This window comes from Moorena sp. SIO4E2 (assembly GCF_010671945.1).
GTDB lineage: Bacteria > Cyanobacteriota > Cyanobacteriia > Cyanobacteriales > Coleofasciculaceae > Moorena > Moorena producens.
The window spans coordinates 113161-126513 of record NZ_JAAHIE010000016.1; the positions used below are offsets into that span (position 1 = coordinate 113161).

Annotated in this window: 15 protein-coding genes and 1 pseudogene; 5 read left to right on the top strand and 11 right to left on the bottom strand. The window is 45.0% G+C overall.

What is annotated here, in order from left to right:
- Positions 1-81: 81 nt before the first annotated feature.
- On the bottom strand, positions 82-210 hold the full coding sequence (locus F6K37_RS03665) for a hypothetical protein (RefSeq protein WP_287248227.1): 129 nt from the start codon (positions 208-210) through the stop codon (positions 82-84).
- Between the two features lie 149 nt (positions 211-359).
- Between F6K37_RS03665 and F6K37_RS03670 the strand changes: the two genes are divergently transcribed.
- Positions 360-1679, top strand: coding sequence for a coiled-coil domain-containing protein (locus F6K37_RS03670; protein ID WP_287248229.1), 1320 nt, complete (start codon positions 360-362; stop codon positions 1677-1679).
- Between the two features lie 114 nt (positions 1680-1793).
- On the opposite strand, the gene F6K37_RS03675 is transcribed toward F6K37_RS03670, so the two are convergent.
- From F6K37_RS03675 to cpeY, 5 genes are all read right to left on the bottom strand, one after another.
- On the bottom strand, positions 1794-2414 hold the full coding sequence (locus F6K37_RS03675) for a HEAT repeat domain-containing protein (protein WP_044492899.1): 621 nt from the start codon (positions 2412-2414) through the stop codon (positions 1794-1796).
- A gap of 450 nt (positions 2415-2864) precedes the next feature.
- Positions 2865-3353 (bottom strand): C-phycoerythrin subunit alpha, encoded by a 489-nt coding sequence (gene cpeA, locus F6K37_RS03680; RefSeq protein WP_287248232.1) that lies wholly within the window; start codon positions 3351-3353, stop codon positions 2865-2867.
- 75 nt (positions 3354-3428) lie between these two features.
- A complete protein-coding gene (cpeB, locus tag F6K37_RS03685) occupies positions 3429-3962 on the bottom strand; it encodes a phycoerythrin subunit beta (protein ID WP_287248235.1) in 534 nt (177 codons plus the stop codon).
- 203 nt (positions 3963-4165) lie between these two features.
- On the bottom strand, positions 4166-5014 hold the full coding sequence (locus F6K37_RS03690) for a Uma2 family endonuclease (protein ID WP_071106827.1): 849 nt from the start codon (positions 5012-5014) through the stop codon (positions 4166-4168).
- Between the two features lie 579 nt (positions 5015-5593).
- Positions 5594-6877 (bottom strand): C-phycoerythrin alpha-cysteine-82 phycoerythrobilin lyase CpeY, encoded by a 1284-nt coding sequence (gene cpeY, locus F6K37_RS03695; RefSeq protein WP_287248239.1) that lies wholly within the window; start codon positions 6875-6877, stop codon positions 5594-5596.
- Positions 6878-6928: 51 nt separating this feature from the next.
- Between cpeY and F6K37_RS03700 the strand changes: the two genes are divergently transcribed.
- On the top strand, positions 6929-7159 hold the full coding sequence (locus F6K37_RS03700) for a hypothetical protein (RefSeq protein ID WP_287248241.1): 231 nt from the start codon (positions 6929-6931) through the stop codon (positions 7157-7159).
- Between the two features lie 197 nt (positions 7160-7356).
- Here F6K37_RS03700 and cpeA (F6K37_RS03705) read toward each other — a convergent pair whose 3' ends face one another.
- Positions 7357-7851, bottom strand: a complete 495-nt coding sequence (gene cpeA, locus F6K37_RS03705) for a C-phycoerythrin subunit alpha (protein ID WP_287248243.1) — start codon at positions 7849-7851, stop codon at positions 7357-7359.
- Between the two features lie 104 nt (positions 7852-7955).
- Positions 7956-8489: a phycoerythrin subunit beta gene (gene cpeB, locus F6K37_RS03710; protein WP_287248245.1), complete on the bottom strand. Its 534-nt coding sequence runs from the start codon at positions 8487-8489 to the stop codon at positions 7956-7958.
- Positions 8490-9176: 687 nt separating this feature from the next.
- Between cpeB (F6K37_RS03710) and F6K37_RS03715 the strand changes: the two genes are divergently transcribed.
- A complete protein-coding gene (locus F6K37_RS03715; protein WP_131827233.1) occupies positions 9177-9428 on the top strand; it encodes a hypothetical protein in 252 nt (83 codons plus the stop codon).
- A gap of 85 nt (positions 9429-9513) precedes the next feature.
- Here F6K37_RS03715 and F6K37_RS03720 read toward each other — a convergent pair whose 3' ends face one another.
- From F6K37_RS03720 to F6K37_RS03730, 3 genes are all read right to left on the bottom strand, one after another.
- Complete coding sequence (locus tag F6K37_RS03720) at positions 9514-9837, bottom strand: hypothetical protein (protein WP_008184573.1); 324 nt, start codon at positions 9835-9837, stop codon at positions 9514-9516.
- Positions 9838-10105: 268 nt separating this feature from the next.
- Positions 10106-10717, bottom strand: a complete 612-nt coding sequence (locus tag F6K37_RS03725) for a chromophore lyase CpcT/CpeT (RefSeq protein ID WP_008184570.1) — start codon at positions 10715-10717, stop codon at positions 10106-10108.
- Between the two features lie 85 nt (positions 10718-10802).
- Positions 10803-11339 (bottom strand): phycobiliprotein lyase, encoded by a 537-nt coding sequence (locus F6K37_RS03730; protein WP_008184568.1) that lies wholly within the window; start codon positions 11337-11339, stop codon positions 10803-10805.
- Between the two features lie 366 nt (positions 11340-11705).
- Between F6K37_RS03730 and F6K37_RS45345 the strand changes: the two are divergent.
- Positions 11706-12176 (top strand): annotated as a pseudogene (locus tag F6K37_RS45345) (IS1 family transposase); the annotation flags it as partial.
- Between the two features lie 536 nt (positions 12177-12712).
- Complete coding sequence (locus F6K37_RS03740) at positions 12713-13189, top strand: FHA domain-containing protein (RefSeq protein ID WP_229414261.1); 477 nt, start codon at positions 12713-12715, stop codon at positions 13187-13189.
- The last annotated feature ends 164 nt before the right edge of the window (positions 13190-13353 follow it).

Below are 13353 nucleotides of genomic sequence, written 5' to 3' on the forward strand. Positions count from 1 at the left end.
GTCAGCATTCAGCTATCAGCATTCAGCTATCAGCCTATGCGCTACGCGCACGCTTTGCGAAGAGCTTTTGCATAAAAGAGGTCAGCATTCGAATAATGCTGAGTGAAGTCCCAGCGTCGTTCGCACAGCGTGGCCATTCGCGTAGCGTGGCCAACGGCCAAGGCCAAAGCCTGTGCCACAAAGCTGATAGGCTTTTCCCCAGACTTTCAATTTTATTCTAAGCTGACCGCTGACCGCTGACCGCACCTCAAGTAGCGTGCGCGTAGCGCATATGCTTACCTTTCAACTAAAGCTTTGAACGAGGTACTTTTAACAGTAAAATATATAGACTTTAAATAGCCGATCCGGAGGAAAAGCCAATGGCCAAGAAAAGCCGTAAAACTTCTAGCCAGTATTCAGAAGGTAAGTCTAAGGTGGGGATATCCCTGACCCCTACAGGCATTGGCTTGTTGACTCAGATGGCTCAGAATACTGGATTGTCCCGCTCGGAACTAATTGAGCGTATCGCCAGAGGTAATATTGCGATCGCATGCCAGCAGGCAAGGATGACCATCACCGTTGAAAATCCACCGGAGGCAAAGGAAACATCCCCCAACAATGGAGCCACAAAATCTCCAACCAAGATTCAAGTTATAGAGGGTGAGCAACCGCTACAACCTGATGTGTCTGAGCCTGGTGGTTCTGGTGTATCCCAAGAAGATTACCAGTCTTTACAACAGCAAGCTCAACAGCAAGCTAATTTGATTGAAGACTTACAACAGAAGTTAGCTCAACAAAAATCTCAAACTGCTGAACAAACCGAAAGTTATCAGTCTTTACAACAGCAGGCTAAAGAGCAAGCTACTCTGGTTAAGAAATTACAGAAGCAGCTAGCGGAGCAACAATCTCAGTCCGCTGAACAGACCGAAAGCTATCAGTCTTTACAACAGCAGGCTAAAGAGCAATCTAATCTGGTCAAAAAGTTACAAAAGCAGCTAGCTGACCAAAAATCTCAAACTGCTGAACAGACCGAAAGCTATCAGTCTTTACAACAGCAGGCTAAAGAGCAATCTAATCTGGTTAAGAAATTACAGAAGCAGCTAGCCGAGCAAAAATCCGAAACTGCTGAACAGACAGAAAGTTATCAGTCTTTACAACAGGAGACTCAACAGCAAGCTACTCTGGTTAAGAAATTACAGAAGCAGCTAGCTGACCAAAAATCTGAAACTGCTGAACAAACCGAAAGCTATCAGTCTTTACAACAGGAGACTCAACAGCAAGCTACTCTGGTTAAGAAATTACAGAAGGAGTTAGCCGAGCAAAAATCTGAAACTGCTGAACAAACCGAAAGCTATCAGTCTTTACAACAGCAGGCTCAAGAAAAATCTAATCTGGTCGAAAAGTTACAGAAGCAGCTCGCAGAGCAAAAATCTCAGGCGGCGCAACAAGTAGAAAGTAATCAGTTTCTACAGCAGCAAACTCAAGACCAAGAGAAGCGTATTGCTGAGTTAGAGCATCAGTTGTCTGAGCAACAATCTCCCGCTAATCAACCTACCGAGAGTTATGAGTCTTTGACACAGCATAATCAAGAGCAAGAGGATCGTATCGCCACTTTACAAAAACAAATTGTTGAGTTAAAGCGTTGGGCAACCCTTGGCAAAGCAGAGTTGAATAAGAGGCGTAGCCGGAGATTGTTTTAGTTAGTGCCCGAAAGCATCAATAATAATGTCAAGTCCCCTGGCTTTCTTAGTTGATAGTTTTGGGGATAGTTTTGGCATTCAAGGACAACAAATAATTGGATTATTCTGGTCTTATTATGGAGATCGTTTTCTGCTTGAACCAAAGTTGATCACCTGTTCCAAGCGTGATATCGAACTAGCCGCTGATTCTCGGATATAGGGGTCGGCTTCCTGATTTTCAGCGGTAGCAGATAGCACTTCCATAGCTCTCTCATCTCCCAAAGAACCTAGGGCATGTAGCACAGCAACTTGAAGGGCAATATCATCGATGTCCAAAGCAGCCACTAGGGCTTCAAAAGCTGGTGGACCAATGGTTCCCAGTGCGCCAACTGTCGATATTTTGACAACGGGATCTGGGTCTTTAAGGGCGGTTTGTAGACTCTGCAACCCCACAGTTGGGAAGGTTTCTTCTGAGTAGTTAAGAGCGATCGCAGCCAGCGCTTTAGCACAGCTAGCTCGTACAGTGTTATTTTCACTGGTTGTTAAAGTTTCTGCCAATACCGGTACAGCATCAAGACCAATCACACCTAGAGTTTGCACTGCTGCTCGCCGATAAACCACATCCTCATCACCCAAAATTGCCATCAACTCAGGAATAGTATTCTCGGTGCGCTCTGCTGCAATCTGCCGCATGGCTCTTTCTCTGAGTCTAGGATTTTTATGTTTTAATTGTTGATATAACTCTTCTGTAGACATTAGTAGATAGTAGTAAATATCAGTATACAAATAGGTAAGCATTCAGCCATCAGCTTATGTGCTACGCACACGCTACGCGAACAGTTATCAGCTATCAGTTATCAGCTATCAGCTTATGCCCATAGCCCACGCTAATTGAGGTGCTTTTGAATAAAATAGGTAAGCATTCGTTTAATCTCTGTTATCTCTGCTGTCAGGGATTCATAAAGCTGACTGCTGACTGCTGACTGCTGACTGCTGACTGCTGACTGCTTACAAAAATATGAGTAGACATCAGTCTATAACCTGAGTTAGAGAAAACTAACTTGATTCAGGATTTTCGATAACAACAACTAAGGGGTTCTTAGGAAAGTGCTGAACCTGCTTCAGGCACAGCACTCTCCTAAGATACCCCTTTAGTCGAAAGTACTAGAGGCAGCTAGCCACTACAGACAGTGGATAGCAATAATCCTATGACATGGAGTTGATTACATAGTCAAGGTAACCCCGGTATTCAACCAAGGCTTGGGCAGACATATCACGAGGAGCGCAGCCACGATCCCGGAGGACGGTCAAACCAGTAACATAGGTAGCGGCATCGATGCCTAGGGCTTTGTAGACTTCACGAGCGCCAGCAATACCCCACTCATCCAGAGGACCAGTACCACCAACAACTAGGCAATAGTTGATCAAACGCAGGTAGTGAACGATGTCACGCTTGCACTTTTCTTTCTGAGTACCTGCATCGATGTCCCGACCACTACCGTTAGGGAACTTTTTATAGATAGCATCAACAGCTTCTTGAGCTACAGCGTCGTAGTTACCTGCCAACTTTTCAGCAGCTTCCATACGAGCAGCAGAACGTTGCAAGCTACCTTGAACTGATTCTAGGTCAGAAGCGCTAGGAAAACGACCTCCCAGGTCAGCGGAAGCAACAACAGTGGTTAACACTGATTTCATAATTAAGATATCTCCTGTCTTAAAATTGATTTCGGCAAAAGGTCAGTGTAATTTAAATTCTCCTAAGCAGGGAGACTAGCTAATAGCACTGCCGACTGCATCGAAGTAGCCACCGACTTCTGCAGCCAAAGAGGCACAATCACCAGCAGTAACAGACTCTTTGCGTTGAGATGCAGTGTTGTTAACAAAAGCCACAGCAGCAGCCTTCATGATGCCCACAGCCCGGGAAGTATTACCAGTGGGAACGCCCAAAGCAGCGTAGGTTTCCTTAAGACCATTCAAGCAACGGTCAGTCAGTACAGAACTATCTCCGCTGAGAACGGCGTAGCACACATAACGCAAGACGATTTCGCCATCCCGTAGACAAGCAGCCATCTTGCGGTTGGTGTAAACACCGCCACCGGGAGCAACTAAACCAGGGCTCTCGCAAACGATACCAGCAACCGCATCAGTAACGATACAGCTAGCATTGCTGGCGATAAAATTGACAGCATCAAGGCGCTTGTTGCCATCAGCAACAAATCCCTTTAGAGCATCTAAATCAGCACCGCCAACAAATCCACCGGCGGAATCGGCAGCAACTACGGCTTTTGAAAAAGCGTCTAGCATTAAAATCTCCTTATCAATAACAAGGACTTAAAATTATTGGTCTTGTCGTTTATGAATTGACTAACCAATTTAGACGATAAAAGCTATTTGACACTCTAGTCCCATTTATGAGAAACAAAGCAACAAAACATTACAAAAATTTCCTTCTATCCGTCTAATTGTATACTTTTGTATCAATAATCTTTTAAGTGTTTGGTTAAGTGCTAAACAGTATCTTCAAGATCAGGGTCAATACCTGCTGCTCGTAACTGCTCAGCCAGCCGAGCCGCTCTTGCTAAAGCAGCTTGAGTTCGTTGGCGCTCCTGCTCGACTATAGACTCTGCTTCTTCAGCACGTTGTCGCTCCTGTTCAGCTCTTTCCCTTTCGAGAACAGCTCGTTCATCACCAATCAACAACAGATTTCCTTGCTCATCCCACCACCTTAGCCACAGTTGAGTTTGATTCTGATAACTTCCTTGCCATAAGCCTAGTTCTACACCCAAGGGTGTAATAGAATAATGCCCTCGTTCATTAGGGGTTAATTTCTGATAAAACCCACTGACCAAGGTATAGACTTCAAGAGAGCCATTGTTGATTTGATAAATACCATAGTAGGGAATTCGGATAATTTGCTCATATACCCAAAACTTCCCTGGCTTAGTTACTTCTCCTTGAGTCGAGAGGGATAACGGGGTTTTGTCCCGTTCTTCCTCGCCATTGCCACTGGCGAATTCTAATGCAATTAATGGTGCTATATGTTCCCGCCACACCACATAGGAGCGACGAATTTTACCATCTAGCTGAGGAGGGACATTGGGCACATAGAACCAATCAGGCGCTTCGGCTCCTTTTTCAGGTGGGTCAGTTTCTCGCCAGTAGATACCACAGTCTTGCCCAATGGCATATTGTCCATCAGGATGTCGCTGTTGTAAGATCTCTCCCATCGAATCCGTTAGAATTATGCTTTGGGGATGCTCTTGAAAGTTTTTCACGAATGTACCATCTGACTCCGGTAGCTGGGTGTGGTCAGGGAAGGGAGGAGGTAATTTGACTCGAGGTACTATCTCAGTCATGGTCTGGCCTAGACTATTGCGGTGATGATTCTATATATTATTCTGGCTGCTCTAGTTTGATAGCCGATCGCAATTACCAATTATTAGAGCATGGTAATAGTGCTTAGTACACTAAAGATGCTCTTCCAAGGTTACTAATGACGTCAGCTGTCAGCCGTCAGCTGTCAGCCGTCAGCTATCATGCTTAAAATAAACCTCGTTCGCGTAGGGTGCGCACCTCAAGTAGCGTGCCCCTATGCGCAATGCGCAAACGGTAGAATTTAATAGTTCGAGATTTTCTCGAATTGAAAGTCTGGGGATTTGCCCATCTAAGCATATGCGCTACGCGCACGCTACTTGATGTGACGTTAGCGGTAAGCTATCATGCCAACTTAACTCAGCATTATTCGAATGCTTACCTGTTGTCTTGATCCCAAGCGCGAGTGGGGGAAACCCCCTTTGGCCGACTGCATCGCTTATTCAAAAGCTGTTCGGTGTAGCTTGCCCATAAGCTGATAGCTGATAGCTGATAGCTGATAGCTGATAGCTGATAGCTGATAGCTGATAGCTGATAGCTTACCTAATGACTAATCCTAATGGCTAATGACTAGCAATTGCTTTAGTAACTGCTTTCTCCCGAATCAACCAATCTGAATCATTAGCTGCCAGATCTTGACCACTACTGGTATCCCCTAACTGCTCTAATGCCATTAAACTGGCATATTTCAAGTCAAAAATCTTGGTATTGAGGCTGTTTTGGAGTAAGGGAATTGCCCGTTCATCCCCTAAATTCCCCAAAGCAATAGCAGCACCAGCACGGGATTTCTGAAACTGGGGTGCTTTATTGTGTAGGGCTTCCACTATCAAATCGTACGCATCGGCGTATTTCAGCCAGCCTAAAAGTTTGACAACATGGTAGTGAGCACCATAATCGTTATGGGCTTTGTCAGCATAGGTAGCAAGTAGCGCTTCAGCAACAGCGTCTGGGGACAACTTGAGCAGAGTTTTACTGCCTAGATAACATCGCCCAAAATCTGTGTGGTATAGCTCGTTAATCAAGAATTCTAAACTGGGCATTTGGTCATATTCATGAACCAGCTCTAGGTGATCAGGATGATCACGAATCACTTGATCCAGTGATGGTTCGATCTCCTCAAAGGTGATATCACCCGCTGGCAACCCAGCCTCTGCCAAGAGGCGAATTCCTCGTATTCGAAACACCATGGAAATAGGACAGGTGGCAATTTGAGGAATTGCTTGGTAGTATCGGGCATCAATCAGGTCTTGAATACAGGCTCGTCGGGCATTGACACTAGAGTGTTGTAGGAATGCCATCACTTTGTGCATCTCGCTGGTATCCCCTGTGAACCGACAAACCGTTGCGATCGCAGCACTGGCTATGGGTTCATTATCGGATTTAGTAAAGGTCTTAATCCTCTCAAGGGCTGGTTTATAGTCTAGTGCAGCCAGAGTTTGGATAATCACTCGATAAGTCTGACCTGGCTTCTCCAGTAGCTGGGCAATTTCTTCGAGAATTTCGGGATCTTGAGTGCCAATTTCCCCAATTGCCCAGACAGCATTTTCCACCGTGTAACAATCCTCATCCCCTAGACATGAGCGAATGATGGGTAAGGCTACAGAGGCTTTCAAACGACCTAAGCTTTCCACTGCCTTGCGTCGAGCGATACGATGGTACATTTCTGAATTTTGTTCTTGCACCGTTTCCATCAGGGCATTGATTGACTGCTCGCTGGGAAAGTTAATTAAATGGGATGCAGCCAGATAGCGATCAGATTGGTCTTCCAGCTGGTCTAAGGGGGTCTTTAAAAGTGCGATCGCTTGATCTTCGGTCAAATTAAATATATTGGCAAAACGTTTATCCATCAGTGATTTAGTCGTGATTTAGGAATATACAATAGGACTTACGAAGTTTAGTTGGTTGTAAGCATTGAGCTATCAGCCATCAGCTCTCAGCCATCAGCCATCAGCTCTCAGCCATCAGCTCTCAGCCATCAGCTCTCAGCCATCAGCTATCAGCCATTAGCTATCAGCTTTGGGCTTTTGGCCATCAGCCATCAGCTATCAGCCATCAGCTATCAGCTTTGGGCTTTTGGCCATCAGCTATCCGCTTTGGGCTTTTGGCCACGCTACTTGAGGTACTTTTGAATAAAATAATAACCTGACGGCTGATAGCTGATAGCTGTTCGCGTAGCTTACAGTTAGTTTTACCCCCCTAACCCCCCAAAACAATTAGGGGACTCTTTGACGGTACTCAACCAATTCAGGCAAAGCAACGTACTAAGAGTCCCCAGGTACTGATCGAAATGTTAGTCAATCAGCGACGGATTTTCACCGTGATCTCCTTAGGACAGGGAGTTGATTACATAGTCGAGGTAAGTTTTGTACTCAACCAAAGCTTGAGCAGACATGTCACGAGGAGCACAACCACGATCGCGAGTGAACTCAAGAGCTGCAATATATGGAGGGGTAGGTAGGTTCAAAGAACGGTAAACTTCACGCTGACCAGCAATACCCCACTCATCTAGAGGACCAGTACCGCCAACAACTAAGCAGTAGTTGATCAAGCGTAGGTAGTGACCAAGATCGCGGTAGCACTTGTCAATCTTGACTTGAGAATCACCAGCTTCACCAGACTCTTTCAGGTAAGGATACTTCTTAAAGCAAGCATCACCAGCTTCTTTGGTTACTTTATCAATGCCTTCTGCTAGCTTTTCAGCAGCTTCCATACGAGCAGCAGCCCGCTGTAGGCTACCTTGAACGGACTCAAGGTCAGAGCTGCTAGGAAAACGACCTGCAGCATCGGCAGCAGTAACAACTGTGCTTATAACTGATTTCATTTTTATATATCTCCTGAATGGGTTTTGACAAAGGTTATACTTAGCTTTTGGCTTCCCCAGCTCACTTTGGCAGGAGCTTGGTTATCTTAGGCAGAAGGTAAAGACTAGCTGATAGCAGCAACTACTGCATCGAAGTAGCCACCAGTTTCAGAAGCTAAGGAGGAACAATCCCCGGAAGTGAGGTCAAACTTGCGCTGGCTAGCGGTGTTGTTAACGAAAGCAACTGCAGCAGCTTTCATGATTCCAACAGCACGAGCTGTGGAGGTGGTGGGTACACCCAGAGCGCTGTAAGTTTCCTTAAGACCATTCAGGCAGCGGTCGCTGAGTACAGAAGCATCACCAGCCAAGATCGCATAGGTCACGTAGCGGAGGATGATTTCACCATCACGCAAGCAAGCAGCCATGCGGCGGTTGGGGTAGCAGTTACCACCGGCTTGAATTAAACCAGTGTTTTCGCAGATCATGCCAGAAATAGCGTCGGAAACGATGCAGCTGGCGTTGCTAGCGATACCGTTTACAACATCAAGGCGCTTATTACCATCAGCAATAAAGCCTTTTAGAGCAGCCAGGTCTCCAGCACCGAGACATGCGGTTTTGCTATCTGCTGTAACTACAGCTCTGGAAAAAGCGTCAAGCATTGAAATCTCCTTAAATTAAAGGTACTTAACTAGTTTGCTATCTTGCTGGTTATTTATTAAATTTGACCAGCTCAATATGAACATTAGAGGATAATCGGAACCGCCGTCTCATTTATTAACAACAAAGTAATAATTTGTAATATTCGTTACCAGCTCACCAGTCGATCACACAGGAGTCGCTTAACCGACTCGGCAGCTATATACAAAACTTAATAATTAGATGTACTTACATGTACTTAGCTGTGATCAGGTACCATCCATTAATAAATTGCATGGTTATGACAGGAGGGGAGCAAGGGAGCAGGGGACCAGGGGACCAGGGGGACAAAGGTTTGGTCTGGATATCGTAAGTGTGCGCAATTATCGGCGTTGCTTATATCATGTCGGGATAATTAGTGATCAAAAACCATTACCCTTGAAACCTTACTCCTTTGCTTCAGCATAGCTGCCAAATGCCCTCTGCCTTCGACACACTTTTATTATGAGTATTCAACCGGACTTGATATTAATAATGGAATGATTTTAAAAGTAGGTGCGCGCCTCCAAGGCCGTGAGGGATTGCTCGCGGCCTTGGGTTGCACCTGTAGAATGGGCATCTTGCCCGTTCGAGAGGGTGCATCTCATTTTTGAAAATTTTGCGTAGGGTGCGTTAGGGGGGGCTTCATTTTTCGCCTCGTAGTCAGGGTTATGTTGCTGCCCGTAACGCACCACCATGTCAAACAGCATGCATTGAGATGCACCCGTTCGAGATCTGGTCGAGCGGGCAAGATGCCCACTCTACTCCTATTCATTACTTGGTTCAGCAACGCCGACAGAACAGGGATATTTTCGGGAGGGCAGGATGCCCACTCTACTCCTATTCAGCGCGAAGATTCAGCAATGCCCAATTATCTGGATTTGATATCACAACTGTCACTAGACCTAACGGCTGACCACTAACCACTAACCACTGACCACTAACCACTGACCACTGACGGCTGACGGCTGATAGCTTACCTATAAACTGGTTTAGTGGGGGGATTTTTCACGAACGTTCATCAAATCTGGTACGGAAGCTCCCGTATTTTATCCAGTATTGTTTCAGGTCATGATGAGGTGTATGTAAGCTCGCTTTAGCTTGATACAAAATAACTTGGCGATGGGAGCCAATCCAAATTTTTTTAATGGGTTTAACGGATATTACACTTCCTCCGAGACTCTCGACACATTCCGAGAATCGTTCAACTGTTGTATATTCTACCGTCTCAAAGATAAAAAAGTGACCGGAGCAGATTAAATGTCTGCTCCTAATCCAGCACTGCATCTTTTTTTGAGCTTTCGGCGGTAGCATTAGCTGTACACAAATCATCCTCAACTCTAATGATAATTAATATTTTATGATAGTTGTTTTAGGTTTTAGATTTTGGGCTTTAGGCTAATACCAAATCATCAGTTAGGGAATAGCAAAAAAATAAAATATCAGATTTTAGCTTTTAGGTTGACAAAAAAAATTGGTTATTTTATTTTTAGTAGTCTAGATTAGATGACTTTGCCCACCCTGATTCACTTGGTATTTGTTGGTATTTGGGTTACACCCAAATCCCTTATTGCTGATAACTAGGCACTAGAAATCGGCGCTACAAATCAGGTAATTCGTCAGCAAAACTTTGCCGTTTTTCAAATCGTAAATGACCAGCTGCTGAGCCCCATACGTGCTCATGAGTATTGACATCCATACCCTGATCTAGGCTGCTCCAAGTGGTTTCAGTCAATTCCACATCACTGACCAGATAGGTTTTACGCCCATTACGTTGGATGAAACACTGGCAACCAGGTTCTACACTGCCGCGAAACATGTCACCCTCTCGCCAGAAAATCATTGAACAGTTGTAGCGACGTTCTATAACATCAGGGGTGATGGTTTTGAGAATATCTGGCTCTCGCGCCGCCCCGGCATAAAGAATTGGATCGTTAAGGCTGTAATTTTCTATATAACTATGATCACCTTTATCAATCAGGCGATGCACTCCCTGACGGTAGGGACTCCAAAGATCGTAGTCATAGGCTTGCTCAGAGTAGAAACCAATACCCGAAAAGAAATCAAAGGGTAAGGGCCTAAAGAAAACATGAATGTGAGCGTAAAGCTGAGGATTATCAATCGCTTGTTTTTGGTTACTAAAATCTCCAGCCATCCAACTAGCTAGAGTGAGTAAATTACTAGTAGTTTTATCGGTAGTACTAGACAACATTGGTGTATTAATCTATTGAAAACTTAGGGTTAAAAAAGATAAAAAAAATCTAAATTATGACCTTAACTGTTCAACCGGGTCACTTTCAGTCCGATTGGGATAGGTCACGGATTTCTGAAGAAAACGAGGCTGTAGTCACCCCTTGACCAGAACTAGTTTTAATCAAGGACACCCGAAAACGTAGATTTGGTGTGGCAAACCAAATCCGTTCTTCAGCAGCTGCTCGGTCATACTCCGTTAACAAAGTGAAGGTACCATCTTTACTTAGGTGATAGTTGCCCACTGCTGCAATTGTCTCAGCATAGCCTTGCTCTCTGAGGAGTTTTCCCCGATCGGGGTTTTCAGGATCGGGGATAGGGACTAGAACGCAACTTCCAGACTGGATGTCGTCTTCATCCCAATCTGATTCACCTTCCCAACTCATGCGAAAGGGATGCAAGGCAGTTGTGGGATCAATGTTGTATAGTTTGCAAATGTCAATCACAGCTGAGTCATCAGCCTCAAGGGCAACGATATCAATAGTTGACCGTATTTCCTCAAAGTGACTAAACGCTAAGTGATGACCGCTGCGTTGCGATCGCCAACGTCCAATAGAACGTTCTATAAATTCAGTAAGCTCCATCTGCTATGTGTAGTTTAATTTAAAAAAGTTAACAATTTTGTTTGCGTATAGCAGCTGAATGATCAGCGGGGGTGGTGTTGTAGCTCACGCAAATCTAGTAAATTAGAGCCTTTACCCGGATTTACATCTTCAGTTATACACCGTGGCTCCAATCCTTCAACATTAGTAATTGTAAACTTTTGTGACAGTTATGTCTCCTGAAGGGCGGGGTTTTCACCCGCATCCGTTAGACAGTTAGACTTTTGAGGTTTTTATTCCTCGCGAAGTCCCCTACTCATACCCCTCTATTTTCTAGAGGCTCCTAGTAGGAACAAGCCGCACTGACTTCTGACTTCTGCTATATAGAGCAAACCCAAGACCGAGGGCCTGTTTACAGATGGGGAACGCCGCTATGGTAACTTGCTGTTTGAGATTTGCCATGAATTGGTGCGTGATGGCAAGCCGGGTCGTCCACCCAAACGCTTGCCCAAAGGCATACGGGTCAGACTCTTGAATAAGGGAGCCAAAAAGCGGGTCGGTCGTCCTCGCAAGAAGTACCAAGCTCCCGTACCAGAGCATCCGCAAACAAACTCAGAGGTTCCAGAACACGAGAAAAATGCCAATCATATCGATGGATTTAATCCATCGATGCGGCGGCGCAATAGTGCCAATAGGCGTCGAGCCAATACCTATGCTAAGTCCCGTCAACATTTGCTTTGAACCCTGGATGTGTTTTGGGTGGTTCACAATTTTGTTCGGGTACATTTCACAACTAAAGTTGTTCCTGCAGTGAAGTTAGGAATTATGGAAACAGGTCTGTCTTGGTCTGGACTGTTTAGTATTCGATCTGCTCTGTAACCACCTACTAGACAAGGGCTATACCTGTCCCATGCAACGGAACCAGTGCCCCACCTACGCGCCTGTACCTTAAAAACCTGGAATATAGGGTGACCTTCAGAAAAAAGACTCAATAGTTTGAGTTATCTGTGAATGGGTAAAATTCCATAGGTGCGCTTTCCGTCGGCGAATTAAATTCGCCACAGGTCGCACCTGCAGCTACATTGGAGATAGAACTTTTTGTATTGTTCCGGCGCGGAGGGGCATCCCGTGTCGTTAATAAAGCTTATCGAGTATCCGAACGCGCCCCGCGTCGGGCAAAGCCCGATAGGGATAGCTGGAGTTGGTAAGAAGCCCGCGCTGTACCGTGCTTGTCAGCGTCGGTAGTATGTCACTGTTTACAGTAAATTCTATATTAATATAGGTGTGCCTTAATTGGGGTGCATGTCAGTCCTTGCCAATCTAAGCAGATATGACTAACTCTGGCAGCCTTTTTGGCTGTATAAGCAAGGAAATCCCACGTCGTGTCGGTGGGGGATAGTTAACAGTATCAGGCCGTGAGGACAAAATCCTTGAAAGATGTGACACCGGCGATTACCCTAACCCTACTGCATCCTCTCCAGTCTGTGCCTGTTCAAAGTTGGCCCTTTGAAACAGAATCAGTGATTCGGATTGGCCGGTCAACCGATAATCATGTTATTCTCTATAGCGCTGTAGTTTCCCGTCACCATGTAGAACTACGGCGAAATCCTAATGGTTGGGAAATTATCAGTTTAGGTGCCAATGGCACCTATATGGATGGCAAGCGGATTACCCAAATGCCGGTTATCGATGGGATGATTATTCGTCTAGCTAGTTCGGGTCCGAAAATTCAGATTCATATTAATGGAGAAATGCCTTCAGCAAGGCTGAAGACAATTTTGGATAAGCGTGCCTCTGAAGGAAAGCGGAACATCAATTCATTCAATAATACGTTAATAAATGCCGAAAGCACCCAATCCGATCAAACTGAGTCAACTGAAATGGAAGATTGAACTTTTATGGTAATTTATGATAATTGGTAATTTATGATAATTGGTAATTGGTAATTGGTAATTGGTAATTGGTAATTGGTAATTGGTAATTGGTAATTGGTAATTGGTAATTGGTAATTCGTCATTCAAATAGGACTTACCTGAAACTGGGCACTAAATGCGCT

What these genes read in the sequence shown, in the direction of transcription:
- cpeA (WP_287248243.1), bottom strand. Translation starts at nt 7,851, where the DNA reads ATGAAATCAGTTATAAGCACAGTTGTTACTGCTGCCGATGCTGCAGGT.
- cpeA (WP_287248232.1), bottom strand. Translation starts at nt 3,353, where the DNA reads ATGAAATCAGTGTTAACCACTGTTGTTGCTTCCGCTGACCTGGGAGGT.
- F6K37_RS03720 (WP_008184573.1), bottom strand. Translation starts at nt 9,837, where the DNA reads ATGATTTGTGTACAGCTAATGCTACCGCCGAAAGCTCAAAAAAAGATG.
- F6K37_RS03725 (WP_008184570.1), bottom strand. Translation starts at nt 10,717, where the DNA reads ATGTTGTCTAGTACTACCGATAAAACTACTAGTAATTTACTCACTCTA.
- F6K37_RS03715 (WP_131827233.1), top strand. Translation starts at nt 9,177, where the DNA reads ATGTTGCTGCCCGTAACGCACCACCATGTCAAACAGCATGCATTGAGA.
- cpeB (WP_287248235.1), bottom strand. Translation starts at nt 3,962, where the DNA reads ATGCTAGACGCTTTTTCAAAAGCCGTAGTTGCTGCCGATTCCGCCGGT.
- F6K37_RS03690 (WP_071106827.1), bottom strand. Translation starts at nt 5,014, where the DNA reads ATGACTGAGATAGTACCTCGAGTCAAATTACCTCCTCCCTTCCCTGAC.
- F6K37_RS03730 (WP_008184568.1), bottom strand. Translation starts at nt 11,339, where the DNA reads ATGGAGCTTACTGAATTTATAGAACGTTCTATTGGACGTTGGCGATCG.
- F6K37_RS03675 (WP_044492899.1), bottom strand. Translation starts at nt 2,414, where the DNA reads ATGTCTACAGAAGAGTTATATCAACAATTAAAACATAAAAATCCTAGA.
- cpeB (WP_287248245.1), bottom strand. Translation starts at nt 8,489, where the DNA reads ATGCTTGACGCTTTTTCCAGAGCTGTAGTTACAGCAGATAGCAAAACC.
- F6K37_RS03670 (WP_287248229.1), top strand. Translation starts at nt 360, where the DNA reads ATGGCCAAGAAAAGCCGTAAAACTTCTAGCCAGTATTCAGAAGGTAAG.
- cpeY (WP_287248239.1), bottom strand. Translation starts at nt 6,877, where the DNA reads ATGGATAAACGTTTTGCCAATATATTTAATTTGACCGAAGATCAAGCG.